At 66.2% G+C, this 25498-nt stretch carries 23 protein-coding genes and 1 tRNA gene; 12 read left to right on the top strand and 12 right to left on the bottom strand.

The window, feature by feature from the left end:
* The first annotated feature begins 1402 nt into the window (after positions 1 to 1402).
* From PMI20_RS20590 to PMI20_RS20580, 3 genes are read left to right on the top strand one after another with little or no spacing between them, the layout of a single operon-like run.
* Complete coding sequence (locus PMI20_RS20590; RefSeq protein ID WP_007920482.1) at positions 1403 to 3421, top strand: ribonucleoside triphosphate reductase; 2019 nt, start codon at positions 1403 to 1405, stop codon at positions 3419 to 3421.
* A gap of 32 nt (positions 3422 to 3453) precedes the next feature.
* Positions 3454 to 3621, top strand: a complete 168-nt coding sequence (nrdD, locus tag PMI20_RS20585) for an anaerobic ribonucleoside-triphosphate reductase (RefSeq protein WP_007920480.1) — start codon at positions 3454 to 3456, stop codon at positions 3619 to 3621.
* Entirely contained in the window at positions 3618 to 4313 is a 696-nt protein-coding gene (locus PMI20_RS20580) for an anaerobic ribonucleoside-triphosphate reductase activating protein (protein ID WP_178081074.1), read from the top strand. Before nrdD ends, PMI20_RS20580 begins: the two co-directional genes overlap by 4 nt.
* A 54-nt stretch (positions 4314 to 4367) precedes the next feature.
* Here the strand turns inward: PMI20_RS20580 and soxR are convergent, their stop codons facing one another.
* Entirely contained in the window at positions 4368 to 4853 is a 486-nt protein-coding gene (soxR, locus tag PMI20_RS20575) for a redox-sensitive transcriptional activator SoxR (RefSeq protein ID WP_007923596.1), read from the bottom strand.
* Between the two features lie 96 nt (positions 4854 to 4949).
* Between soxR and PMI20_RS20570 the strand changes: the two genes are divergently transcribed.
* The 3 genes from PMI20_RS20570 to PMI20_RS20560 all read left to right on the top strand — a co-directional run bounded on the left by PMI20_RS20570 (position 4950) and on the right by PMI20_RS20560 (position 9650).
* Positions 4950 to 6146, top strand: a complete 1197-nt coding sequence (locus PMI20_RS20570; protein ID WP_007923597.1) for an efflux RND transporter periplasmic adaptor subunit — start codon at positions 4950 to 4952, stop codon at positions 6144 to 6146.
* A 12-nt stretch (positions 6147 to 6158) separates the two neighbouring features.
* Entirely contained in the window at positions 6159 to 9302 is a 3144-nt protein-coding gene (locus PMI20_RS20565) for an efflux RND transporter permease subunit (protein WP_007923598.1), read from the top strand.
* Positions 9303 to 9434: 132 nt separating this feature from the next.
* A complete protein-coding gene (locus tag PMI20_RS20560; protein WP_007923599.1) occupies positions 9435 to 9650 on the top strand; it encodes a DUF3079 domain-containing protein in 216 nt (71 codons plus the stop codon).
* 29 nt (positions 9651 to 9679) lie between these two features.
* Here PMI20_RS20560 and PMI20_RS20555 read toward each other — a convergent pair whose 3' ends face one another.
* Positions 9680 to 10441 carry an alpha/beta hydrolase gene (locus PMI20_RS20555; RefSeq protein WP_007923600.1) on the bottom strand — a complete coding sequence of 254 codons (762 nt, stop codon included), beginning with the start codon at positions 10439 to 10441 and terminating at the stop codon, positions 9680 to 9682.
* 339 nt (positions 10442 to 10780) lie between these two features.
* On the opposite strand from PMI20_RS20555, the gene PMI20_RS20550 reads away from it, so the two are divergent.
* Positions 10781 to 12376: a serine/threonine-protein kinase gene (locus PMI20_RS20550; RefSeq protein WP_007923601.1), complete on the top strand. Its 1596-nt coding sequence runs from the start codon at positions 10781 to 10783 to the stop codon at positions 12374 to 12376.
* 129 nt (positions 12377 to 12505) lie between these two features.
* Here the strand turns inward: PMI20_RS20550 and PMI20_RS20545 are convergent, their stop codons facing one another.
* From PMI20_RS20545 to PMI20_RS20520, 6 genes are all read right to left on the bottom strand, one after another.
* Positions 12506 to 13318, bottom strand: coding sequence for an enoyl-CoA hydratase/isomerase family protein (locus PMI20_RS20545; protein WP_007923602.1), 813 nt, complete (start codon positions 13316 to 13318; stop codon positions 12506 to 12508).
* A 124-nt stretch (positions 13319 to 13442) separates the two neighbouring features.
* Positions 13443 to 14729, bottom strand: a complete 1287-nt coding sequence (locus PMI20_RS20540) for a cation:proton antiporter (protein WP_007923603.1) — start codon at positions 14727 to 14729, stop codon at positions 13443 to 13445.
* A 12-nt stretch (positions 14730 to 14741) separates the two neighbouring features.
* Complete coding sequence (locus PMI20_RS20535; protein ID WP_007923604.1) at positions 14742 to 15185, bottom strand: acyl-CoA thioesterase; 444 nt, start codon at positions 15183 to 15185, stop codon at positions 14742 to 14744.
* Entirely contained in the window at positions 15175 to 15963 is a 789-nt protein-coding gene (locus tag PMI20_RS20530; RefSeq protein ID WP_007923605.1) for a glutathione S-transferase family protein, read from the bottom strand. Before PMI20_RS20530 ends, PMI20_RS20535 begins: the two co-directional genes overlap by 11 nt.
* Entirely contained in the window at positions 15960 to 16904 is a 945-nt protein-coding gene (locus PMI20_RS20525) for a DMT family transporter (RefSeq protein WP_007923606.1), read from the bottom strand. Before PMI20_RS20525 ends, PMI20_RS20530 begins: the two co-directional genes overlap by 4 nt.
* Before the next feature lie 29 nt (positions 16905 to 16933).
* Positions 16934 to 17962, bottom strand: a complete 1029-nt coding sequence (locus tag PMI20_RS20520) for a cupin domain-containing protein (RefSeq protein WP_007923607.1) — start codon at positions 17960 to 17962, stop codon at positions 16934 to 16936.
* A gap of 276 nt (positions 17963 to 18238) precedes the next feature.
* On the opposite strand from PMI20_RS20520, the gene PMI20_RS20515 reads away from it, so the two are divergent.
* On the top strand, positions 18239 to 18799 hold the full coding sequence (locus PMI20_RS20515) for a TetR/AcrR family transcriptional regulator (protein ID WP_238543412.1): 561 nt from the start codon (positions 18239 to 18241) through the stop codon (positions 18797 to 18799).
* Positions 18800 to 18813: 14 nt separating this feature from the next.
* Here PMI20_RS20515 and PMI20_RS20510 read toward each other — a convergent pair whose 3' ends face one another.
* Entirely contained in the window at positions 18814 to 19737 is a 924-nt protein-coding gene (locus PMI20_RS20510) for a LysR family transcriptional regulator (protein WP_007923610.1), read from the bottom strand.
* A 94-nt stretch (positions 19738 to 19831) separates the two neighbouring features.
* Here PMI20_RS20510 and PMI20_RS20505 point away from each other — a divergent pair, with 94 nt between their 5' ends.
* The gene (locus PMI20_RS20505; RefSeq protein ID WP_007923611.1) at positions 19832 to 20227 is read left to right on the top strand and encodes a GlcG/HbpS family heme-binding protein; all 396 of its coding nucleotides are present in this window, start codon (positions 19832 to 19834) and stop codon (positions 20225 to 20227) included.
* Between the two features lie 35 nt (positions 20228 to 20262).
* Positions 20263 to 21042: an SDR family oxidoreductase gene (locus PMI20_RS20500; RefSeq protein ID WP_007923613.1), complete on the top strand. Its 780-nt coding sequence runs from the start codon at positions 20263 to 20265 to the stop codon at positions 21040 to 21042.
* A 67-nt stretch (positions 21043 to 21109) separates the two neighbouring features.
* Here PMI20_RS20500 and PMI20_RS20495 read toward each other — a convergent pair whose 3' ends face one another.
* Positions 21110 to 21886 (bottom strand): NAD(P)H-dependent oxidoreductase, encoded by a 777-nt coding sequence (locus PMI20_RS20495; protein ID WP_007923301.1) that lies wholly within the window; start codon positions 21884 to 21886, stop codon positions 21110 to 21112.
* A gap of 85 nt (positions 21887 to 21971) precedes the next feature.
* Here PMI20_RS20495 and PMI20_RS20490 point away from each other — a divergent pair, with 85 nt between their 5' ends.
* The gene (locus tag PMI20_RS20490; protein ID WP_007923304.1) at positions 21972 to 22865 is read left to right on the top strand and encodes a LysR family transcriptional regulator; all 894 of its coding nucleotides are present in this window, start codon (positions 21972 to 21974) and stop codon (positions 22863 to 22865) included.
* 6 nt (positions 22866 to 22871) lie between these two features.
* Here the strand turns inward: PMI20_RS20490 and PMI20_RS20485 are convergent, their stop codons facing one another.
* Both PMI20_RS20485 and PMI20_RS20480 read right to left on the bottom strand, forming a co-directional pair.
* Entirely contained in the window at positions 22872 to 23810 is a 939-nt protein-coding gene (locus tag PMI20_RS20485) for a LysR family transcriptional regulator (RefSeq protein ID WP_007923306.1), read from the bottom strand.
* A 58-nt stretch (positions 23811 to 23868) separates the two neighbouring features.
* On the bottom strand, positions 23869 to 24843 hold the full coding sequence (locus PMI20_RS20480; protein ID WP_007923309.1) for a quinone oxidoreductase family protein: 975 nt from the start codon (positions 24841 to 24843) through the stop codon (positions 23869 to 23871).
* A 496-nt stretch (positions 24844 to 25339) separates the two neighbouring features.
* Between PMI20_RS20480 and PMI20_RS20475 the strand changes: the two genes are divergently transcribed.
* Positions 25340 to 25413 (top strand) — tRNA-Cys (locus tag PMI20_RS20475).
* The last annotated feature ends 85 nt before the right edge of the window (positions 25414 to 25498 follow it).

Below are 25498 nucleotides of genomic sequence, written 5' to 3'. Positions count from 1 at the left end.
TGCCCGAACGGAGGCATTACGGAGCGGGCCGCCGCCACGGGCCATCCATGGCCCGGGGCGGCTAAACCGGCATCCCTGCCGGTTTACCCGCTCCGTAATACCTCCGTTCGGCCAGCGTGGTTAACGGGGCGTTGGAGATCAAGATCAAAAGCCAGAGCCAAAACAAAGCCTTCGCCGGGCGGAGCTTGCTGTTTTTGCCACACTACGGCTCTTCTGCCGGACATGCTTTGTGTAGCCGCTGCCGAGCGCAGCGAGGCTGCGATCGGCCCGCAGGGCCGCTAAACCTGACGCCTCGCAGGGTCTGGGGATACGCGGTGCCCGCCTGACGAGTCCTTCGGCCTCGATCGCAGCCTCGCTGCGCTCGGCAGCGGCTACAGGGAATGCGTTCTCAGGCCGGCAGGCCGCCGTCCTGCTTTTGATCTGAGCACCCCGTTAACCGCGCTGGCCGAACACAGGCATTGCTCCGGGGGCACGCCGCCACAGGCCATCGCTACGCTACAGCTCTTCTGCCGGACACGCTTTGTGTAGCCGCTGCCGAGCGTAGCGAGGCTGCGATCGGCCCGCAGGGCCGCTAAACCTGACGCCTCGCAGGATCTGGGGAAACGCGGTGCCCGCCTGGCGAGTCCTTCGGCCTCGATCGCAGCCTCGCTGCGCTCGGCAGCGGCTACAGGGAATGCGTTCTCAGGCCGGTCGGCAGGCCGCCGTCCTGCTTTTGATCTGAGCACCCCGTTAACTGCGCTGGTCGAACGCAGGTATTGCTCCGGGGGCACGCCGCCACAGGCCATCGCCACGCTACGGTTCTTCTGCCGGACATGGCTTTGTGTAGCCGCTGCCGAGCGTAGCGAGGCTGCGATCGGCCCGCAGGGCCGCTAAACCTGACGCCTCGCAGGATCTGGGGAAACGCGGTGCCCGCCTGGCGAGTCCTTCGGCCTCGATCGCAGCCTCGCTGCACTCGGCAGCGGCTACAGGAAGCACACCCACCCCCAGGCCGGCCGGCAGGCCGCCGTCTTGCTTTTGCTTTTGATCTGAAAGCCCCGTTAACCACGATGGCCGAACGCAGGCATTGAGCCGTGGGTAACCCGGCAGGGATGCCGGGTTAGCCGCCCCAGGCCATGGATGGCCTGTGGCGGCGGCCCACGGATCAATGCCTTCGTTCGGGCATGCCGAGCCTTAGCGAGGCACCGAGTGGTGGGGCAAGAGCGTTTTGCTTACTTTTGCGCTCTTCAAAAGTGAGCCGCCGTAAGGGCGGAACCCTAAGTCGCCGTTACCAAAAAAATGGATATGTACACAAACCAAAAAATACTTGATCACGATCAATGGCAACCCAACCGCCACTCCGTAATCTCACTGCATCTTGTGTTTTAAGAATTAAAAACATCTATATGTAGTATGCGGAGGTCAAATGCACAGCACGCTGATCAGGGGGGGCAACAACCGCCTGCACAAACGCGATGGCAGCCGGGTTGCCTTCGATGCGGACAAGATCCGCCAGGCGTTGATCGCCGCCGGCAAGGCCAGCGGCGAGTACGCCGAAGTCGAGGCCGAGGGCTTGCTCAAGGCGGTGCTGGCCCACCTTGAGGGGCATGCGCGGCTGCATGTGGAGCAGATCCAGGACCGGGTCGAGCGGGTGCTGATGGACGCCGGATTCTTCTTGGCCATGCGCGCCTACATCGTCTACCGCGAACAGCACGGGCGCCTGCGTCGCGACCGCAAGACCCTGGTCGAAGTGGCGGCCTCGATGAACGAGTACCTCGACCGCGAGGACTGGCGGGTGCAGGCCAACGCCAACCAGGGTTATTCCCTGGGCGGGCTGGTGCTCAACGTGTCCGGCAAGGTCACCGCCAACTACTGGCTGGATGAGGTCTACAGTGAAGCCATCGGCCGCGCCCACCGCGAGGCCGACCTGCATATCCACGACCTCGACATGCTCGCCGGCTACTGTGCCGGCTGGTCCCTGCGCACGCTGTTGCATGAAGGCCTCAATGGCGTGCCGGGGCGGGTCGAGGCCGGGCCGCCCAAGCACCTGAGCAGCGCCCTGGGGCAGATGGTGAATTTCCTCGGCACCCTGCAGAACGAATGGGCCGGGGCCCAGGCCTTCAGTTCCTTCGACACTTATCTGGCGCCCTATGTGCGCAAGGACCGCCTGAACTACCCGCAGGTGCGCCAGGCGATCCAGGAGTTCATCTACAACCTCAACGTGCCGTCGCGCTGGGGTACCCAGACGCCCTTTACCAACCTGACCTTCGACTGGGTCTGCCCGGAGGATCTGCGCGAGCAGGTCCCGGTGATCGGCGGCGAGGAAATGCCCTTTGCCTACGGCGAGCTGCAAGCGGAAATGGACCTGCTCAACCGCGCCTATATCGAAGTGATGCAGGCCGGCGACGCCAAGGGCCGGGTGTTCACCTTTCCGATCCCGACCTACAACATCACCCATGATTTTCCCTGGGACAGCGAGAACGCCGACCGCCTGTTCGAGATGACCGCCCGCTACGGGCTGCCGTACTTCCAGAACTTCCTCAATTCGGACATGCAGCCCAACCAGGTGCGCTCCATGTGCTGCCGCCTGCAACTGGACGTGCGCGAGCTGCTCAAGCGCGGCGGCGGCCTGTTCGGCTCGGCGGAGCAGACCGGCTCGCTCGGCGTGGTGACGCTCAACTGCGCGCGCCTGGGCCATGTGTTCAAGGGCAATACCAGCGGCCTGCTGCAACGCCTGGACGCGCTGATGGAACTGGCGATGGAGAGCCTGGAGGTCAAGCGCAAGGTGATCCAGCACCATATGGACGCCGGCCTGTATCCCTACACCCAGCGTTACCTGGGCACGCTGCGCAATCACTTCTCGACCATCGGCCTCAATGGCCTGCACGAAATGCTGCGCAACTTCAGCGGCGACGAGCAGGGCATGCACACCGAACAGGGGCGCCAGTTCGCCCTCAGGCTGCTGGACCATGTGCGCGCGACCCTGGTGCGCTTCCAGGAGGAAACCGGCCATCTCTACAACCTCGAGGCGACCCCGGCCGAAGGCACCACCTACCGCTTCGCCAAGGAAGACCTCAAGCGTTACCCCGGCATTCTCCAGGCCGGCAGCCGCGAGGCGCCGTACTACACCAACTCCTCGCAGTTGCCGGTGGGCCATACCGACGATCCGTTCGAGGCCCTGGAGCTGCAGGACGAACTGCAATGCAAATACACCGGCGGCACCGTGCTGCACCTGTACATGGCCGAGCGGATTTCCTCGACCGCGGCCTGCAAGCAGCTGGTGCGCAAGGCCCTGGGGCGCTTCCGCCTGCCGTACCTGACGGTGACCCCGACCTTTTCCATCTGCCCGGTGCACGGCTACCTCGACGGCGAGCACGAGTTCTGCCCCAAGTGCGACGAAGCCCTGCTGCAGGCCCAGGCCACGGGCATGGCCACCGCGCACTGACCTGTCTTCCCCCAACCGCAAGGAGTTCCACCATGAACGCACAATCCACATTGCCCCAGGCGCAACGCCAGCGCTGCGAAGTCTGGACCCGGGTGATGGGTTATCACCGCCCGGTCTCGGCCTTCAACCCGGGTAAACAGTCCGAGCACCGCGAGCGCGTGCACTTCACCGAACAGGTCACCGCGGCCGGTTGCCAATGAGCCGAAAGATGCGGGTCGGGGGCATGGTGCCCCTGACCACTCTCGACTACCCGGGGCTGCTCGCCTGCGTGCTGTTCTGCCAGGGCTGCGCCTGGCGTTGCCGCTACTGCCACAACCCGCAACTGATCCCGCCGCGCGGCAGCGAGGAGCTGGACTGGTGCCGGGTCCTGAGTTTCCTGCAACGCCGCCAGGACCTGCTGGACGCGGTGGTGTTCAGTGGCGGCGAGCCGACCCTGCAGGACGGTTTGCCGGCGGCGATGGATGAAGTACGGGCCATGGGTTTCCGCATCGGCCTGCACAGCGCCGGCATCAAGCCGGCGGCCTTTGCCCGGGCGGTGGCCGGCGCCGACTGGGTCGGCTTCGACGTCAAGGCCCTGGCCGAAGACGGCCCGATGATTACCGGCGTGCCGGGCAGCGGCAAGGCCAACTGGCGCAGCCTGGAGCTGCTGCTGGCCAGCGGCGTCGACTACGAATGCCGCACCACCGTGCACTGGCACCTGTTGCAGCCGGCCCGCCTGCTGCTCCTCGGCCAGCGCCTGCAAGCCCTGGGGGTCAGGCGCTTCGCGGTGCAGATGGTGCGCACCGCGCGCATGCTCGACCCGCAATTGCCGAGCACGCCGCAACAGGTGCTGGTGCCGGACCTGTGGCAGCACCTGCGCGAGATGTTCCCGGTGTTCGTGCTGCGCGGCTGAGGCGCTGGCGCGGATCGAACGGTCGCCGCCGGGGAGGGCAGGCGACCCCCACGATCAATCGGCCTGCGGCTCGCCGGGGATCGCGATTTTCTGGTCCCCCAGCCAGCGCCGGGCGCCGCAGCCGTTGCGCGAGTAGATGTCCTCGGGGTTGTTGAGCTGGCAGTGTTCCATCGACATGCAGCCGCAACCTATGCATTCCTCCAGGCTCATGTTCAGCCGTTCGAGTTCGGCGATGCGTTGCTGCACCCGGGTTTTCCAGGTGGCGGTCAGGCGCCGCCAGTCCGCGCCCGCCGGGGCGGTGTTGATGGGCAGGCCGGTCAGTTGCTGGATGATTTCATCCAGCGAGAAACCGATGCGCTGGGCGAACACGATATAGGCGACCCGCCTGAGGATCGAGCGCGGGTAGCGGCGGTGGCCGCTGCCCACGCGGATCGAGTGGAGCAACCCGCGGGTCTCGTAGAAACGCAGTGCCGAAGCCATGACGCCACTGCGTCGGGCCACTTCGGTGATGGTCAGCAGCGGTTCGCTGGGCTTTTTCATGGGGCCTCCGAAGGGGCTTTACTTAAAGTTAACTTTAACTTTTATATTCCGTCTGCCTATAAATCAATACCTCTGGTGCAGCGGGAGTCCACGTTCATGAATCGAATTCGCCGAGTAGTCGGTCGAGGCTGTTCTTCAACCCATCGATTGGGCGCGTTGTGCCTCCTCTTGGCGCTGGGCGGCTGTAACGAAAAGGGCGAGCCGGTCGCCGCCGCGGCGCCGGTGGTCGAGGTGACGACCGTGAGCGTGCAGGCGGTGCGTGAGTGGGACCTGTTCAATGGCCGTATCAGCGCGATCGACGCGGTCGACCTGCGGCCACGGGTCAGCGGTTATGTCGACCGGGTGGCGTTTCGCGAGGGCGACGAGGTGGAAAAGGGCCAGACCCTGTTCGTCATCGATCCGCGCCCTTACCGCGAGGCGCTGGCCAGCGCCCAGGCCCGGCTGGCCCGGGCCCGCGCCACGGTGCGTCTGGCCACCGAGCAGGACCGCCGCGGCCAGGCCCTGGTCAAGCAGTCGGCGCTGTCGCGGGAGGAGGGCGACATTCGCAGCGCCTCCCTGGCCCAGGGCGTGGCGGATGTGAACGCGGCCGTCGCCGAGGTGGCCACGGCCCAGCTCAACCTCGACTTCACCCAGGTCCGCGCGCCGTTTTCCGGGCGTGTCGGCCGGGCCATGCTGACCCTCGGTAACCTGGCCCAGGCCGACCAGAGCGTGCTGACCAGCATCGTTTCCCAGGACCCGATGTACGTCTATTTCGACGCCGATGAGCAGAGCCTGCTGCGCTACACCGAGCTGCTGGGCAAGGGCCAGCGCCCGGGGGTGAGCAATACCGTGCGGGTCGGCCTGGCCAACGATGTCGGGACCTTCCCCCTGACCGGCACCGTGGACTTCCTGGATAACCAGGTCGACCCGGCCACCGGCACCATCCGTGTGCGCGCGGTGCTGCCCAACCCCGACCGCCGGCTGACCGCGGGCCTGTTCGCCCGGGTGCGTCTCGAAGGCGGCAGCGAGACCCGGGCGGTGCTGATCGACGACCGCGCGGTGCAAACCGACCAGGACCGCAAATACGTGTACGTCATCGGCCCGCAAAACCAGGCCCTGCGCAAGGACGTGACCCTGGGCCGCCAGCTTGATGGCCTGCGGGTGATCAGCGCCGGGCTGGCCGCCGGTGATCGGGTGGTGCTGAACGGGGCGCAGAAGATCTTCTACCCGGGCATGGCGGTGGAACCCAAGGAAATCGCCGCGCCGACGCAGCAGGCCTCAACCGCCGCGCCCCAGACACCCTTGGCGAAATAAGGAAGAGCGGCCATGGATTTTTCCAAGTTTTTCATCGACCGACCGATCTTCGCCATCGTGCTGTCGATCATCATTTTCGCCCTCGGCCTGATTGCCATCCCGGTGCTGCCGTCGGGGGAATACCCCGAGGTGGTGCCGACCAGCGTGGTGGTGCGCGCCACCTATCCGGGGGCGAACCCCAAGGAGATCGCTGAGTCGGTCGCGGTGCCCCTGGAAGAGGCGATCAACGGCGTCGAAGGGATCATGTACATGAAGTCGGTCACCGGCTCCAACGGTAGCCTGGCGCTGAGTATCACGTTTGTCCCCGGCGTCGATCCGGACACCGCCGCGGTGCGCGTGCAGAACCGCGTGAGCCAGGCGTTGTCGCGGCTGCCGGAAGAGGTGCGGCAGTATGGCGTGACCACCCAGAAGCAATCGCCGACGCCGCTGATGTACGTCAGCCTGCTGTCCCCGGACAACAGCTACGACTCGCTGTACCTGCGCAATTACCTGACCTTGCACGTCAAGGACGAGCTGTCGCGGTTGTCCGGGATCGGCGATGTCGGGGTCTACGGTTCGGGCGACTACGCGATGCGCATCTGGATGGACCCCAACAGCCTGTCGGCCCGGGGACTGACCGCGGCCGACGTGGTGAACGCGATCCGCGAGCAGAACGTGCAGGTCTCGGCCGGCCAGCTGGGCGCCGAGCCTTCGCCCCAGGGCGCCGACTTCCTGGTGTCGATCAGCGTGCGCGGGCGCTTGCGCAGCGAGCAGGAGTTTGCCGATATCGTCCTCAAGAGCGGGGCGGACGGGCAGTTGGTGAAGCTGTCGGACGTGGCGCGGGTCGAGCTCGGCGCGGGCGACTACACCCTGCGCGCGCGCCTGGACGACCGCAACCAGGCGACGGTGGGGATTTTCCTCTCGCCGGGGGCCAACGCCTTGCAGGTCGCCGAGGCGGTCTACGGCAAGCTTGACGAGTTGTCCCAGCGTTTCCCCGAAGGCGTGGCCTACAAGGCGGTGTGGGACCCGACGGTGTTCGTCCGGGAATCCATCAGCGCGGTGCAGCACACCCTGATGGAAGCGGTGGTGCTGGTGGTGCTGGTGGTGATCCTGTTCCTGCAGACCTGGCGCGCCTCGATCATCCCGCTGATCGCGGTGCCGGTGTCGGTGATCGGCACCTTCGCCTGGCTGTATTTGCTGGGGTATTCGATCAACACCCTGACCCTGTTCGGGCTGGTGCTGGCCATCGGCATCGTGGTCGACGATGCGATTGTGGTGGTGGAAAACGTCGAGCGCTTCATCGAGAAGGGCTATGACCCGCGGGAGGCCGCGCACCGGGCGATGAAAGAGGTGTCCGGGCCGATCATCGCCATCGCCCTGGTGCTGTGCGCGGTGTTCATTCCCATGGCCTTTCTCTCCGGCGTCACCGGCCAGTTCTACAAGCAGTTCGCGGTGACCATCGCGATTTCCACGGTGATCTCGGCGATCAATTCCCTGACCCTGTCGCCGGCCCTGGCGGCCAAGCTGTTCAGGCCCCACGGCGCGCCGCAGGACTGGCTGGAGCGGGGCATCCAGAAGGTGTTCGGGGGCTTTTTCCGCGCCTTCAATCGGATGTTCAAACGCCGCTCCGACGGTTATCACGGCCTGGTGTCCTACTCCCTGGGGCGGCGCGGCTCGGTGTTCTTCCTCTACGCCTTGCTGCTGATCGGCACGGCCTGGCTGTTCAACCTGGTGCCGGGCGGGTTTATCCCGACCCAGGACAAACTCTACCTGTTCGCCGGCGCCAAGCTGCCGGAAGGCGCGTCCCTGGCCCGCACCGATGCGGTGACCAGCGAGCTGATCGAGACGGCACTCTCGGTAGAGGGCGTGGAGACCGTGCCGGCCTTCAGCGGCTTGAATGCCTTGCAATCGGTCAACACGCCGAACGTCATGGCCGCCTACGTGATCCTCAAGCCGTTCGACCAGCGTCAGCGCGGCGCGGTGGAGATCAATGCCGAACTCAACGCCAAGCTGTCCCAGGTCCACGAAGGTTTTGCCTATGCGCTGTTGCCGCCGCCGATCCAGGGGCTGGGCAACGGTTCGGGCTATTCGCTGTACCTGGAAGACCGCGCGGGCCTGGGTTACGGCGCCTTGCAGAATGCCTTGAGCGCCTTCCAGGCCGCGGTGGCGCAGACCCCGGGCATGACTTACCCGGTCAGCTCCTACCAGGCCAACATCCCGCAGCTGGAAGTGCAGGTGGACCGGGTCAAGGTCAAGGCGCAAGGGGTGTCGTTGAGCGATGTGTTCAATACCTTGCAGACCTACCTGGGCTCGGTCTATGTCAATGACTTCAACCTGTTCGGCCGGGTCTACCGGGTCATGGCCCAGGCCGACAGTTCCTATCGGCAGACCGCCGAGGACATCACCAGCCTGCGGGTGCGCAACGACCGGGGCGAGATGGTGCCGCTCGGTGCGATGATCACCGTGACGCCCAGCTATGGCCCCGACCCGGTGGTGCGCTACAACGGCTACCCGGCGGCCGACCTGATCGGCGACTCCGATCCCAAGCAGCTGTCGTCGGGCCAGGTGATCGCCAAGCTGGAAGAGATCGCTGCCCGGGTATTGCCCCGCGGCATCACCCTGGAATGGACCGACCTGAGCTACCAGCAGGTCACCCAAAGCCATGCCGCGGCGGTGGTGTTCCCGCTGGCGGTGATGCTGGTGTTCCTGGTCCTCGCCGCCCTGTACGAGAGCTGGACGCTGCCCCTGGCGGTGATCCTGATCGTGCCGGTGTGCATGCTCGCGGCCTTGTCGGGGGTGTGGCTCAGCGGCGGCGACAACAACGTTTTCGTCCAGGTGGGGCTGGTGGTGTTGATGGGCCTGGCCTGCAAGAACGCGATCCTGATCGTCGAGTTCGCCCGGGAGCTGGAGCTGCAGGGCAAGGGCATCATCGAGGCGGCGCTGGAGGCCTGCCGCTTGCGCCTGCGGCCGATCGTCATGACCTCGGTGGCGTTTATCGCCGGCTCCGTGCCCTTGCTCATCGGCAGCGGCGCGGGCAGCGAGATTCGCCGCGCCACCGGGGTCGCGGTGTTCTCCGGCATGCTCGGGGTGACCCTGTTCGGCCTGTTCCTGACCCCGGTGTTCTACGTCGCCTTGCGCAAGCTGGCGGTGCGCTACGCGCCGGCGGTCACGGCGTAACAGGTGGCCCGGGGTGCCAAGACGGGCGCCCCGGGCCTGTCATTCTTGACCCCGATCAAGGGCCTTTCCCTGTGGGCGTCGTAGCCTGGGAGCCATTCCCACTCTCACCTGCACCCGCACCCGGGGAACGCCATGGCCAAGCACTTTCCCATCAGCCCCAAGCACCCCGAACGCATCTGCTGGGGCTGCGACCGCTACTGCGCGGCCAATGCCCTGGTCTGCGGCAATGGCGCGGACCGCACCATGCACCCGGCCGAGATGCTCGGCGACGACTGGTACCTGCACGGCGACTGGGGCATCGAGCCGCCGATCGCGTCGGACAAGGCGCTGGACGAGGAGCGGTCCTGAGCCGGCGCCTTGCCGGAAGGCCGGCGCGCTCACAGCCCGCTGCGGAGCAGTTCCAGGAACCGCGGGCTCGCGTCTATCGAATTGTGCCCCGCGCCCGGGACGACCTCGAGCCTGGCCACGCCGGGGGCGAAATGCGCATAGAGCGTCTCGGTGCTCGAACGCGGGATGACTTCGTCGTGTTCGGCGGCGATCAGTAAAGTCGGCACGGCGATGCGCGGTGCGTATTTCCAGGATTCGAACTTGTCCCGCAGCAGCCACCTCACCGGAAGATAGGGAAACCGGCTGGCGGCGAACTCCTGCAGGCTGTGGAACGGCGTGATCAGCACCAGGCGCGATGCCGGACGCTGGCTGGCCAGGCGCACGGCGACAGCCGCGCCGAGGCTGCGCCCGACCACCACGATATGCGGGTGGGCGGCTTGCACCTTGTCGAACAAGGCCATGGCATCGCGCGCGATGGCCGCCTCGGAGGGCGATCCGGAACTGCCGCCATAGCCTCGGTAGTGCAGCAGATAGAGTGCATGCTCGGGAAAGGCCCGGGTAAATTCCGGCAGGTTGAGGGACACGTCCTCGGCGTTGCCGCCGAAGTAGAGCAACGCCTTCGGGCCGTCGTGGGGCCTCACGGAAACCAGCACCTCTGCGTCGGCGACCGGCAGCCTGAGCAGCGTGGCGGGGCTGGCGATGGCGCGGGGCTGGGGGAAGTAGATGAGCGAACGCTGCAACGCCCACGCCGCGACGCAGAGCGCCAGGTACAAGGCGCCGAGCAATGCCAGGAGCGAAACCATTCGTGACATGTGGCTCACCTCCGTTGGGCGACGAAGCGCTGCTGAACGACCGCCGGCGGTCGCTTGCGGCGCCCCAGGATAGGCTCATATGCCGGCATTGCGCACTCGACCCGGCGCCCGGGGGTTGGCGTCGGCGCCTGCTCCGCTAAACTTGTGGCATTGCTCACCGCCAGAAGGATCTTCCCCAGCCAGGAGCAGCGCGAAATGCCAGGACGGCGGTAGACGGCGAGCCGGGAACTATCGGAAAAGTTCCCCGCTCTTAATTGATTAGAGACCTGATCCGACGGGTGACATTCGGCCCGACAGTATCGGCGATCCCCCAATCAGTGGCTGCGCACGGATTCTTTCATGGACGAACGATTACCCGAGATACCCGGCTACAGCGTGCATAGCCGGCTTGGCCAAGGCGGGATGGCCGAAGTCTACCTGGCAACCCAGGAGTCGCTGCACCGCAAGGTGGCGGTGAAGGTACTGCTCAACGCCAATGACGAGGCGTTCAGCAAGCGCTTCATCCGCGAGGGGCATATCGTCGCCTCGTTGCACCACCCCACGATCATCACCATCCACGACATCAACAGACTGGCCGATGGCCGCTACTACCTGGCCATGGAGTTCGTCGGCGGCGGCGACCTGGCCCGGCACAAGGGCGAGGTGTTCGAGCCGACGCGTGCCCTGGATATCGTCCGGCAGATCGCCACCGGCCTCGCCGTGGTGCATGAGCAGGGCCTGATCCACCGTGATATCAAGCCGGCGAACATCCTCTTCCGCAGCGACGGCACGGTGGTGATCACCGATTTCGGCATCGCCAAGGCGCTGGAGATGGACAGCGAGCTCACCGGGCTCGGCATCGCGGTCGGCAGCCCGGCCTACAGCAGCCCGGAACAGACGCAGTGCCAGCCGCTGGATATCCGCACCGACATCTACAGCCTGGGCGTGATCTTCCTGGAGATGCTCATCGGCACCAATCCGTTCCGCGGTGCCAGCTATACCCAGACCGTGATGAACCACGTGCAGATGCCGGCGCCGAGCTTGCCGGCGCACATCAGCCCGTACAAGGCGCTGCTCGAGCGGATGCTGGCGAAGGACCCCAATCAGCGCTTCGCCGACTGCCGGGCGCTGCTGCAGGCACTCGATGAGCTGGACCAGCCAGAGCAACCGGACGAACCGGACGAGCCCAGCGAGGTGGAGCTGGAATCTACCCGCTTCGTGCCGGCCCTGATCGATCCTGCGCCGCCCCAGGCCGAGGCCGAGCCTGAGCCCGCCCGCCGGCGCAGCCCGAATAGGCGCCTGGCGCTGTGGGCGCTCGGCAGCCTGCTGCTGCTCGGCGCTGCCAGCGGCACTGGCCTGTACCTGCAGCAGCGGATCAAGATCGCCGAGCTGCTGGCACGTGGCGAACAGCGCCTGGCGACGGGCCAGCTGTTCGAGCCGGCGCAGGACAATGCCGAGTATTTCTTCAACCAGGCCTTGCAGCTCGACGAAGCCAGCGCGCAGGCCCGGCAAGGACTGCAACGGGTAGCCGCGGCGCGGATCGCCGGCTACCGGCAACTGGCCGAGCAGCGCATCGCCGAAGAACACCTGCTGGAGCCCGAGGATGACAGCGCGGTGTTCTATTACCGGCAGATACTCGACCTGGAGCCGAGTAACGCCCAGGCGCTGTCCGGGTTGAACCAGGTGGCGCTGCTCTACGCCGAGATGAGCGAAAGCGCGTATGCCAAGGGCGATAAAGACCTGGCGCGGGCCTATATCAAGCATGGCCTGGAGGCCCGTCCGGACAGCCCCGAACTACTCGCACTCCGGGACCAGCATGAGCAGCGCAAACGCAGTGGCCAAGCGCCGCGCCCGTCCGCTGCGCCGCCTTCCCCGCGGCCCTCGGCACCTCAATCGACCGGCGAGCGGGCGGAACAGCCGAGTGCGGTCAAGCGCCTGTGGAACAGGCTCTTTTGAGGTGACCAGGGCACGCGGAGCCGAGGCCGAGACATAAAAAAGGCTATGTCTCAATAGCCTGTTGCAAGAACCCGTCTGAAAGGTAGGCATCCACCCAGGAGGCCTACCGATCATGGATACGCAAGCCTTTCACCACTGACTGGCGTCGTCGCGCAGGTCCGGGTGGTCGCGCTCGCGGAAGCGGCGCAGTCCTTCCTGGGTTTCCGGCTCATGGATGGAGCGGTTGAAGCACTCGGCTTCGATGCGCAGGCCCTCGGCCAGGGGCTGGCCGTAGCCGCGGATGACCGCCTCCTTGTCCGAGCGCATGGCGGGCTGGGGCAGGGTGCAGAGAAGATGCGCCAGTTCCAGCGCGCGCTCCAGCGAGCGGCCCTTGGCGACGACCTCGTTGACCAGGCCGATAGCCAGCGCCTCGCTGGCGCAGATCACCTTGCCGGTGAGGATCAACTCCAGCGCCCGGCCCATGCCGACGATACGTGGCAGGCGCTGGGTGCCGCCATCGCCCAGGCCGATGTTCCAGCGGCGGCAGGTCACGCCGAAGGTGGCGTGTTCCTCGGCGATGCGCATATCGGCGAAGCAGGCCCACTCCAGGCCGCCGGCGTAGGCCACGCCATTCACCGCGGCGATCACCGGTTTATAGATATCCGTCCAGCGGCTCGGGCCGATGATCCCGGGGCGCTCGCCGCGATTGTGCGCGGCGATCTCGTCCGGGGTGGTGGGCACCAGGTCGAGCGCCGCCTTGAGGTCGCCGCCGGCACAGAAGGCCTGGTCGCCGGCGCCGGTGATGATGGCCACGAGGGCGTGCGGATCGTCGCGAAAACGGCTCCAGGCCTCGATCAGTTCCAGGTGAGTGGTGGGGCCGATGCAATTGCGTTTCTGCGGCCGGTTGAAGCGGATGATCCTGATCGGTCCCTGGGTTTCGTAGTCGATTTCGGTGAAGGCCATGGCCGCCGCACCTCCTGTGGTTGGCGAGGGATATCCAGTACCCGGCCAGGCTTTCGGGCGCAGGCGAGGCACAACCTGCGAGTGTAGCCGGAGGGTTTTCCCGGTCTCCCCGGTCGGCCGATGCTTACCGATCGGAAGTCTGCAGGCCGCCTTTCGCCAGGGTGGATGGAACGGCCTCGATCCTGGCCAGGCGCCGGAGCAGCGGGGTGGTCATCAGGGTGGTGGCGATGGCCACCATCAACAGCAGGAAGAACGCGCTCTGGGAGATCAGCCCCATGTCCAGGCCCACGGAGAGCACGATGATCTCGATCAGGCCACGGGTGTTCATCAATATCGCGACGCTGCGCGAGACCTCCACGGAGAGGCCGGCCAGGCGTCCGGCGAGGTAGCAGCCGGCGGTTTTGCCCAGCACCGCGGCGGCGAAGAAGGCCAGCAGCCACAGCCAGCTGTCGAGCGGCGCCAGGGCGCCGAGGTCCATCTTCAGCCCGGTGGCGGCGAAGTAGAAGGGCACCAGAGCGATGTTGACGAAGCCTTCCATATGGCGGTGCCAGTGCTGGCGCCGCTCGCGCAGCAGCCAGCCGGCGATCAGCCCGCCCAGGGCGCTGTGCAGGCCGATCAGGGTGGTGATCCAGCCACACAGCAGGGCGGTCGCCAGCATCAGCGCCATGCTCATATCGGCGGCGGGGGCCGCGCTGCGGCTCGCGAGCAGCCGGGTAAACAAGGTGTGCAGCAGCGGGCGCAGGCCCCAGCGGGCGAGGGCGAGGAACAGGACGATGAAGCTCAGTTGGCGCAGCACCCCGAACAGCGAGCTGTCGCTGCTGGACAGGGCGACGATGATCGTCAGCAGCACCCAGCCAATGATGTCGGTGATGGCGGCGGCCGCGATGCCCAAGGTTCCGGCCAGCGAGTGTTCCAGCCCCAGGTCGCTGATGATTCGCACCAGCACCGGCAGGGCGGTGATCGACAACGCGATGCCGCAGAACAGCACATAGCCGAGCCGGGGTTGGGCGGGCGCCAGGGCGCTGTGGGAGAGCAGCCCGACCATGGCCCCGAGGGCGAAGGCCAGGATCACCCCGCCGGCGGCCACCGAGAGGGCGCTGAAGCCGATCTTCTGGTTGCCCAGGTGATTGCTGTCGAAGCGCAGGCCGATCTGGAACATCAGCAGGACCAGGCCGATATTGCCCAGGGTCTCGATGCCCAGGCGGATGGCCGCCGGAAAGACCGCGGCATGCCACTGCGCGCCGAGGGCCAGCAGCAGGCAGGGGCCGAGCAGGATGCCCACGCAGATTTCGCCGATCACCCGCGACTGCCCCCAGCGGGCCAGCAGCGCGCCGCACAGCTGGCTGGCGACGATGATCACCGCCAGTTGGAAAAACGGCAGGGCCGAGAACAGTTGCTGGAGCGTCGACATGGCGTCCTCCGCCTATTTTTCCGCGAACGACTCCGCGGCTGTGGTCAGGGCGCCCAAGCGGCGCCGCGCCGTTTCGCCAAAGGGTTTCGAGCGCCGGCTCTGGGCGTCGATCTGCACGATCACGGTGCTGGCCAGGGCCGCGCAGCGCCCGTCCTGGAACAGCGCCTGCTCCAGGGTCATCGAGCTTTTGCCGAGGGTGGCGACCCGGGTGCCGATCTGCACCGTGCCGGGCCAGCGCAGTTCGGCGCGCAGGTCGAGCTCCAGGCGCGCGATGACAAATTCGCTGCCGGGCTCGGCGAGCGGCGCATGCGGGTCGTAGATGATCTCCACCCGCCCGGTTTCCAGGAAGGTGGCGAACACCGCGTTGTTCACATGGCCCTGGCGGTCGGTGTCGGCGTAGCGGATCTTGTCCGAGGAACGGACGGCGAAGTCGTGCAGGGCGGGATCATTGGACATGGCGTGCTCCAGTCTCGAGGGGGGTGGCCAGGGTGGCCGCGCGCGCCAGACCGCCAAAGGCGTCCAGCAGGCGTTCGCACCAGGCATGCAGGGCGTCGTTGGGGCCCAGCAGTTCCTCACTGCTGGTGCAGCGCGCCCACATGAACATGCCGAACACACAATAGTCGGCGTAGGCCGGGGCTTCGCCGGCCAGGAAGGGCTGGCCCTTGAGGGTCTGGCGAAGCGGGGTCAGGACCTGGCGCAGCTGTTCCAGATGCTGGGCCCGGGGGGCCACCAGCTGTTCCAGCGAGGTGCCGAAGTGCGCTTCGCGGGAGCTGCGGAAATAGGCCCGGTCCTCGGCGGCCAGTTGTGCGTAGACATCCAGCAGGATCACCCGGGCCACGGCGGGCAGCAGCAGGCTGTCGGCCCAGCGGTTGACGAAAGCCGACAGCGCGAGGGCCTCGCGGCCACCGAACAGGGACGGGCGCTCGGGGTAACGCTGTTCCAGGTGCAGGGCGATGCGCCAGGAGTCGCTGATGCTCTGGTCGCCATCCACCAGCACCGGAACCGCGCCTTGTCGGGAGAAGGCGATACGCGTCTTGTCGCTGAAACGCCAGGCGATGCGCTGGCTTTGCAACCCCTTGTGGGCCAGGGCCATGCGGGTTTTCCAGCAGTGCGGGCTGAAGCGCAGGTCCGGGTCGGCGCCGGCCAGTTCGTAGAGGGTCAGGGATGCGCTGCTCATACCGGATTTTCCTTGATTGTGGACAGTGGCCGCTGTCCGCTCATGCAGGTCGTTCATGGCGTGGGTCCTGGTGGCCGGGGTGTCGGCTGGCCGATGGCGCCCGGCAGCGGGCGCGGGCGTTGCGGCAGCAGGGTCAGGAGCATGCCGGCAGTCACCACCAGCAAGCCGGCGATGACGCTGCTGTCCGCGCGCTCGCCGAGCAGCAGGGCGGCCAGCACCATGGCCGTGCCCGGCACCAGCGCGGCGAAGGTGGAACCGAGCGAAGCGCCGAGCAACTGGACCGAGCGGCTGTAGAAGAACAACGCCACCGTCGACACCAGCAGGCCCTGGTAGACCACCTGGATGCCGATATCCCAGAGCGGCGCCTGGAGGATCCGCAGCCCGCGGCTGGCCAGGTAGACCGGCAGGTACAGGACCATCGAGCACACCGAGACGATCGCCGTGGCGTGCAGCGCGGCGCTGCCGGACCATTTCGACACCAGGGTGTAGATCGCCCACAGCAGGCCGCCGAGCAGGAACATCAGGTAGGCGTAGGGCGAGGCCTGGGCCCCGGCGAAACTGTGCCAGCCGGCCAGCAGCACGCCGCCGATGATCAGTGCGGTGCCGGCGTTCGCCCGGGCGCCGAGGCGGGTGCCGAACAGCCGCGCGCTGATCAGGATCGACAACAGGATCATGCTGCCGGGAGTCACCACCGCGAACAGCTCCACCGGGGCCAGGGCCAGCCCCTGGGCCACCACCAGCATGTACGGCGCGCCGATGCCGATGACCATCAGGCCGATGCTTGTCCAGCTCAGGCCCCGGCGGCCATGGCGGAGCAGGTACGGCAGCAGGATCAGCCCGGAGACGCTGTAGCGGATGCAGGTGATGTCGTAGGCATCCAGCGGCGTGCGGGTCAGCCCCAGCCGGGTGACCACCGGGAACGCGCCCCAGATCAAGGCCGCGGCGAGGCCGCACAGAATGCCGGCCCAGCGCTGTTCGGGACTGACGGTAAGCGTCATGAGCGGGTCCTCGCTGCGGCGCCTAGGGGCTAGCGGTGGCCGATCTTCACCGAGCCGGCGTTGCCGCGCTTGCGCAGGTAGGCGTACTCGATGTCGTTGAGCAGCATCTGCGCCCGGTTGATGTGGCGCGAGGCGTAGTTGACGCTGGTGAGGAAGTGCGCCAGCTCCTCGGTCTCAGCAAAGTGGCCGTTGTCATGGGCGACCTTGGAGAGGTCCAGGTTGCGGCGGTTCTCCAGCTTGTCCAGGTAGTCGATGTCGATCACCCGGAACGCTGCGCCGATGCTCAGGCCGCGGGCATTGAGCACCTTGTGCCATTCGAAGGGCGGGTTGATCAGCACGTCGCCCGGCTCGACGTAGACGGTGTCGGCCTCGTAGTCGCCGCCTGGCGCTTCGCGGCCGCTGCTGGTTTCGAACATCAGGTCGTAGTCGCGGAACTGGTCGCCCAACTGGGGTGGGCGGGTGCTCCACTTCTTGGTGCCGGCAATCATCACGAAAATATTCAGGGTCGGGAAAATGTGCCAGTCGCTGCCCACCGCGCCGCGGGCCGGCTCGCCGTATTCCTGGGTGCTGTAGCCGAGGAACATGTGGCCGGTGACTTTCCAGGCGTCGATGTTGAACCAGGGTTTGCTGAAGACGTGCTGCTTGACCAGGTTGAAGGCGTCCTTGCCCCACTCGTAGGGGTCGTTGTAGCTCGAGGAAATGGTGCCCAGGTGCGAGTAGACGTCGAGGTGGTGGGTGAAGATGTCGTCGAGGAATTCCTGCCCGGTGCCGACGCGGCCGGTGACGTAGTTGTAGTCCGAGGCGCCGTTCTCGTCGCGCATCGACACCGGCTGGTCGCCGGACTTGACCCGCCATTGCAGGTTTTTCCCCGAGCCGACCTGATCGAAGAATGCCCGTTGCGAGAATTCCTCGCCGATGGGCGCGAGTTTGCGCAGCAGGGCCGGTTTGCTGAACCCCTCGGTGAAGCGCTCGACCTTGTCGCGGGTGAGCTCGCCCTTGTGCTCGGAGGGCTCGATGACGTTGATGTAGCCATACTGGATACGACTGTTCGAAACCATTTCGAAGACTCCTTTTTCCTGACGTAAAAAGAGAAAACCGCTCGCGCCCACGACCGCTGTTACCGGGCGTGACTGCGCAGGTGAAGCCGACTTCCTTCCGTGGCGCGGAACGAAAGTCGTGGACCAGTACATCAAGCATGCTTACCGGACAGCGCCTATCGGCTATGATTGACAAGGCTGTCAAAGATCGCAGTGTTGGTATCTTTGACAACGTTGTCAACAATTATGTGAGCAGTGATTTTTATGGCGGGTGTCAGGCAGTTTGACGAAGAAAAAGTGTTGTCGGCGGTCCTTGAAGTGTTCTGGCGCAAGGGCTGGCAGTCCACCTCCATGGCCGACCTGGCCGAGGCGGCCGAGGTCCAGCGTGGTTCGCTGTACCATGCCTACGGCGGCAAGGAAGCGTTGTTCCTGCTGGCGTTCGAAGCCTACGCCACGCGCTTTTTGGGCAACGCCGCCAAGGCCCTCGAGGCTGCGGACGCCGAGACCGCGCTACGGCGGTTTTTCCAGGTGGCGATCAGCAACATGACCAGCGGCACGCCGGCCAAAGGCTGCCTGACCACCAAGACGGCCACCGAAGCCGATGCGATCGGCCCGCGCATCCAGCAACGCTTGCGCGAGCTGCTGGACGCCCTGCAACTGACCATCAGCAGCGCGTTGTCGGCCGAGCGGATCCGGGACGACCTGGTCCTGGCGCCGGATGAAGCAGCGCAGGTCATGGTCACCTTCACCCGCGGGCTGGCGGTGATGGAACGCATCTACCAGGAGCCGGAGCGCTTGCGCAGCACGGCCGACTCCCTGGTGCGCATGCTGGTGCCGAGCGTCCAGGCGCGGGCCTGAGCCTCTGCGCCGTTTTAGCGGTTGTCGCGCCCGAGGGACTGCTTCCAGTCCCGCAGCACCTCGATCAGGGCGCGCAGCTTGGGCGGGACGTGCCGGCGGTTGGCGTAGTACAGCCACATGGCCGGCAGCGGCTGGCAGGTGCCGGGCAGGACTTCCACCAGTTGGCCGCTGTCGAGGTCGGCGGCGATCCGTTCGCGAATGAACACATGGGCAATGCCCACGCCGGCGCGGGCGGCCTCGATCACCGCCTGAGTGTCGGTGCTGATGAAGCGCCCGGGCACATCCAGCTTCACCTCGTGCTGGCCGTCGTGCAGCTGCCATTTGTGCATCTGCCCGCTGCTGGGAAAACGAAAGCGCACACAGGAATGCTGGTGCAGCTCGTCGATGCTGCGCGGCGCCGGGTGGCGCGCCAGGTACTGCGGGCTGGCCACCAGGGCGCATTGCAGCGGCGGGGTGATCTGCACCGCGTGCATGCCCGGGTGCAGGGCGTCGGCCAGGCGGATGCCGGCGTCGAGCTGTTCCTTGACGATGTCCACCAACTGATCTTCGTAGCGTATTTCCAGGGTGACCCTGGGGTAGCGCTGGAAGAAGTCCTCGAGCAGCGGGGCGACGATCAGGTGCTTGGCCATGTGCAAGGCACTGATGCGCAGATGCCCTGAGGGCTCGCCCTGGGTTTCCCCCAGCTCCTCCCTGGCCTGCAGCAGGCTGCGGTAGCCGGCTTCACTGCCTTGGTGAAAGCGCTGGCCGCTTTCCGTCAGGCTGACACCACGGGTGGTGCGGTGGAACAGCCTGGTCTGCAGTTCGCTTTCCAGTTGGTTGATGGCCAGGCTCACGGCCGCCGGGGTTACGCCCAGCACGGCGGCGGCGCGGGTGAAGTTGCCGGTCTCGACCACCGCCATGAAGAGGTGCAGCCCGGCCAGTGGATCGCGTCGGCTCATTGTTAGGAATACTTAATAGTCTTGTAGGGAGAATGTGGATTCTCTTAAAGCTACGAGCTTCATAGACTCTTTTCAACCGCAAAGGAGTCCTGCCATGCACTGGCCCGTCACCCTCAAACCCGCCCGGCAGATGCTCGACAAAGGCATCGCCAAAGCCCTGCAGATGCAGCTGTCGGTGTGCATCGCCATCGTCGATTCGGGCAGCAACCTGCTGGCGTTCGTGCGCATGGACGACGCCGTGCCGGGGGCGATCGACCTGGCCCAGCGCAAGGCCCGGACTTCGGCGCTGTTCCGGACCGCCAGCGCCGAACTCGGCGCCTTGTCCGGGCCGGGGCAGTCGTTGTGGTCGATCGAGCAGAGCAACGGCGGCTTGACCAGCTTTGCCGGCGGCCTGCCCGTGGTCGATCAGGCGGGGCGCTGCCTGGGCGCCATCGGCGTCTCCGGCGGCACCGCGGTTGAAGACGACATCATCGCCCGGGCTTGCCTCTGAGCCCTGGCCCCCGACATTTTCCTGGAGAAACCGAGATGAGCAAAAAACGCATTCTGGTCACCGGCGCCGGTTCGGGCTTTGGCCGTGAGGTGGCGCTGCGCCTGGCCGCCAACGGCCATGAAGTGATCGCCGGGGTGCAGATCACCCCGCAGGTTACCGAGCTGCGCCAGCTCGCCGACCGTCTCAACCTCAAGCTGCGGGTGGAGAAGCTCGACATCACCTCGGCCCGCGACCGGGCCCATGCCTGGCAGTGGGACATCGACGTGCTGCTGAACAACGCCGGCGACGCCGAGACCGGCGCCATCGCGGAAATCCCGGTGGATATCCTGCGTTCCCAGTTCGAGACCAACGTGTTCGCCAACCTGGAGCTGACCCAGGGCTTCGTGCGGCAGATGGTCGAGCGGCGCAAGGGCAAGATCGTCTTCGTGTCGTCGATCGCCGGCCTGCTCACCGGGCCCTTCACCGGCGCCTATTGCGCCTCCAAGCATGCCCTGGAGTCCATCGCCGAGGCCCTGCACATGGAGCTGGCGGAGTTCGGCATCCAGGTCGCGACCGTCAACCCCGGGCCGTATTCCACCGGCTTCAACGACCGGATGATGGAAACCTGGAAAAGCTGGTACGACCCGCAGAAACACTTCACCGATCACTCCGGGCTGAAGTTCCCCTTCGAGCAATACGATCCCGAGGAAATGGTGGCGAAGATGGTCGAGGTGGTGGAGGCGGATGGTGGGGCTTTCAGGAACCTGCTGCCGGCGCACTTCGTCGACATCGTCAAGCAGGACCAGCAGGACGCCTGGACGCGCCAGCAGTCGTAGGTGAATGCCGACGCTTGCGTCTCGGCAGCCAGCCGGTACGCGCCTGGCCGAGCAGTGAGCGCACGGCCTATATCAGGTGGGCGGCGAAGCCTTGCTGGCCGGTGGCGATCTCCGGCTGCAAGGTAAGCTCCGGGATCCGGTAGGCGCCGGCGTTCTGTGGGCGGAAGGCGATGGGCGCGGTCCGTTGCAACTGGTCGAGGCGCTGCCCGAGCTGGTCGCAGATCGTGGCGAAACGCGCCGCGTCGATGCGCCCGGTGCGGTAGATCACGAAGGGCGGCAGAACGTCGAAGCCCGGGTAATAGAGGATGCCGTGGTGGATCGGGAACAGCAGGTCGTCCATCGGCCCGTTGATGCCCCGCGGGCCATAGTGGGATTCCCAGCCGCCGGCGCTGACGATCAGCATCGCCCGCTTGCCGGCCAGGGTGCCTTCGCCGTAGCGATCGCCCCAGCGCGCATCCGAATGCTCGCCCACGCCATAGGCGAAACCATAGGCGTAGACCCGCTCCACCCAGCCCTTGAGAATCGCCGGCATGGAGAACCACCACAGGGGAAATTGCAGCAGCACGGTGTCGGCCCAGAGCAGTTTTTCCTGCTCGCGGGCGATGTCCGCCGACTGCAGGCCTTCTTCGAAGGCGCGCTTGGAGTCCAGGGACGGATCGAAGCGGCTGTTGTCCGCCCGGCCCAGGCTGTCGTCGGCATCCAGCGGCGCCTTCCAGTTCATCGCATACAGGTCCGAAACCTGGACCGCGTGGCCGGCGGCCTGCAGGCGCTTGATCGTGAAGTCCTTGAGCGAGCCGTTCAAGGAGCGGGGTTCGGGGTGGGCATACACCAGCAGTACATTCATCACAGGGTCTCCAATGTCGGGAGACAGCAGGATCGGTCGCTGCCAGGTATATTGGAAATGAATATCCAATATCCCAGGTATTGTCGTGAATAATTTAAGGCGCTTGGACATCAACCTGCTGCTGACCCTGGATGTGCTGCTCGCCGAGCACAACGTGACCCGCGCGGCGCAACGCCTGAACCTGTCGCAACCCTCGGTCAGCGTGCATCTGGCCAAGCTGCGGGAGATTTTCGGCGACCCGTTGTTGCTGCCAGGGCCGCGGGGTATGCGGCCCACTGCCAGGGCCGACGAATTGCGCGAGCCGTTGCGCCGGGCGCTGGAAGCATTGGAGCTGGCGGTGTCGCCGGCCAGCCCGTTCGACCCGGGCGCGGCGGCCAATACCTGGAGCGTATCGGCGTCCGACTACGGCGAGTCGACGGTGATCCTGCCGGCGCTGGCCGGCTTGCGCGCGGCGGCCCCCGGAACCCGGCTGGCGGTGCTCGAACTGGAGCCGGGGCGTCTGGTCCAGCAGGCCGAGCAGGGCATCATCGACCTGGCCCTGCACACCAGCGAGGACTCGCCGCCGGGGCTGCGCCGCCGCGTGCTGTTCAGCGAGCGTTACGTGCTGGCGGGCCGCGAGGGCCATCCACGCCTGCAACGACGCCCAAGCCTGGCGCAGTTCGCCAAGCTGGAACACGTGGTGGTGTCGCCCGATGGCCGCGGTTTCCAGGGTGTCACCGACAGCGCGCTGGGCGAGGCGGGCCTGACGCGCCGGGTGGTGCTATCAGTGCCGCACTTCTTGTTTGTCCTCTCGGCGCTGGCGAGCACCGACCTGGTGGCGATGCTGCCGTCGCGCCTGGTGCGCGACAACCCGGCGCTGAAGGTGGTCGAGCCGCCGCTGGAAGTCCCGGGTTATGACATGGCCATGCTCTGGCACGAGCGCTGCCACCGCGACCCGGCCCATCAATGGCTGCGGGAGTTCATCGTCGCTTCGCTGTGAACAGTGCTACGGCTCGTCCCTGGCCGGCGTTTCCCAGGGCGCGCCCTGGGCAAAGCGCGCCTCGATCCAGTGCTTGAAGGCCTGGGTGGTGGCGTTGCTGAAACGCGCCGACGGGCGCAGCAGGAAGATCCCCGAGTCGCTGTCCAGCTGCCACTGCGGCAGCACCCGGACCAGATGCCCCGAGGCGAGGTCCTGGTTCATCAGCCAGTCGCCACCGGCAAGAATGCCGACGCCGGCCCGGGCCGCGGCGAGCAGTGCTTCGTTGTCGTTGCTCTGCAAGGTGCCGTGGATACGCACGGTTTCCAGCCGGCCCTGGCGGGTCAGCCGCCAGTCGGGCCAGGAACGCAGGCCGGTAAAGCCCAGGCAGTTGTGGCTGGCAAGTTCGGCGGGCACCTGCGGTTCGCCATGGCGTTGCAGGTAGTCGGGCGACGCGCAGAGGATGCGCCGGTGCGCACAGAGTTTACGCGCCACCAGCTGGCTGTCGGCCAGTTCGCCGATGCGGATCGCCGCGTCGAAACCTTCGCCGACGATGTCGACGAAACGGTCCGAATATTCGGTCTCCAGCATCACCCCGGGATGGGCCAGGGCGAATTCTGCAAGGATCGGGCTGAGCCAGCGCCGGCCCATGGCGGCCGGCAAGGCCAGGCGCAGGCGCCCGCGGATCTGCGCGGCGCCCTGGGAGGCTTCGTGTTCGGCTGCGCTGATCAGGCCCGCCGCCTGCCGCAAGTGCTCCACTAACCGCGCGCCTTCGTCGGTGAAGCGCAATTGCCGGGTGGTGCGTTGCACCAGGCGAATGCCCAGGCGGCTTTCCAGTGCCGCCAGGCGCTTGGACAGCACCGAAGGGTGGCGCTGCAAGGCACGCCCGGCGGCGGCGAAAGAGCCGTGCTCGAAGAGCGCCATCAAGGTGGCGAGTTCATCGGCCTGTCGGCTGTCGAACAGATCCATGTGCCTGGGCTGCCTCGTGGTGCGGCCAAATGGCCGGAAGGGACGGAAAGGATCGGCCTCAAGGTATCAGCACGATGGCGCCTTGCGCGCGTCCGTCGTGCAGGTCTGCGTGGGCCTGGGCCACGTCGGCCAAGGGATAACGCTGCCAGATCCGCGGCTGGATGATACCCGCGGCGAAGGCGTCCAGCACATCGGCGGCGCGCACCTGGTATTCGCTGGCGCTGGCGGTGTGGGCGGCGAGGGACGGGCGGGTGAGAAACAGCGAGCCCTTGGCGTTGAGCGTGCCGACCTGCACCGCCTCGGGAGCGCCCGACGCCGCGCCGAAGGACACCAGCAGGCCGCGGGGGCGCAGGCTGTCGAGGGAGGCTTCGAAGGACACCCGGCCGATCGGGTCGTACACCACATCGACCTTGTGCCCTTGAGTGACCTCGACGACCTGTCGGGCGAGGGTCGCGGCGTCGAACACCAGCACCTCGTCGCAACCGGCGGCCCGGGCCCGCTCGACGCTTTGCGCCTTGGAGACGACGCCGATGACCGTGGCCCCCAGGTGCTTGGCCCAGGGCACCATCAATTGGCCCAGGGCACCGGCGGCGCCATAGATCAGCACCCGGGTGCCAGGGCCAACGGGGTAGGTGGTCTTGAGCAGGTACTGGGCGGTGATGCCCTTGAACAGCAGCGCCGCGGCGGCGTCCGAGGCCAGCGCCGGCGGCAGCTTGACCAGACGCTCAGCCGGGTACAGGCGGGCGCTGGCATACGCGCCGAGGGGCCCGGTGGCATAGGCGACGCGGTCGCCCACCTGGACCTGGGTGACGCCAGGGCCGATCGCCTTGACCAGCCCCGCGCCTTCCAGGCCGAGCCCGCAGGGCAGGGCAACCGGCACCGCGCCGCTGCGCTGGCTGAGGTCCAGCGGATTGACGCCGATGGCCGTCTGCTCCAGCCAGACCTCGCCGGCACCGGGCGCCTGGGCTTGCACCTGCTCGAACTGCAGGACCTGAGGGGCGCCGACTTGGTGAAGCTGTACGCGGGTGACCATGCTCGATCTCCTTGGAAGCTTTGCGGTAGGAAGCTGGTGTAGGAAACGAGGATAGGGATACGCTCCATGATCAACAATCCGGCCATTTTGCATTTAACTGCTGCATGCAGTGCAGCAGTCAATTGAGAGCCTCGCTACGCGAGCCAGGGCAGTTGGACCGTCGTTCGCCGCTTATCGCGGGCCCTGATAGCGCGGGTGGACTCTTTCGACCGGTAAGGTGGGGGCGCGGGTGGGGGGAGCCTGTCGAAGCCTCGCCGCAAAGCCAAAAGATGCAAGCAAGCGGCTTGCGCTAGTGATGCCCCATGCAGGCGCAACGCATTGAATTATTTTATTCCTGTTCTTGACATGCCCGGCGAACAAGTCCAGAATTGCGTCCATTCCTGATTCAGGAACGCGAAAAACCCCTTAGAATTCAAAGGGTTGGAAGCTAGATCAAGTTCAGGTTTCCAGCTTCGAGTTGTATGCCTTTGATGCGGTTGCAAAGCATCGAAAGTTTGGCCGAGTAGCAAAATGGTTATGCAGCGGATTGCAAATCCGCCTACGCCGGTTCGATTCCGACCTCGGCCTCCAAACTGAAAAGCCCGTAGATCAACGATCTACGGGCTTTTTTATTGGCTGAAATTTACAATGTGTTCCGCATCTTTTGGCAAGTGTT

Origin of the sequence: Pseudomonas sp. GM17 (assembly GCF_000282175.2) — a bacterium.
Lineage (GTDB): Bacteria > Pseudomonadota > Gammaproteobacteria > Pseudomonadales > Pseudomonadaceae > Aquipseudomonas > Aquipseudomonas chlororaphis.
The sequence above is the reverse complement of the archived record's forward strand: the minus strand, read 5'-3'. Positions and strand labels throughout refer to the sequence as shown.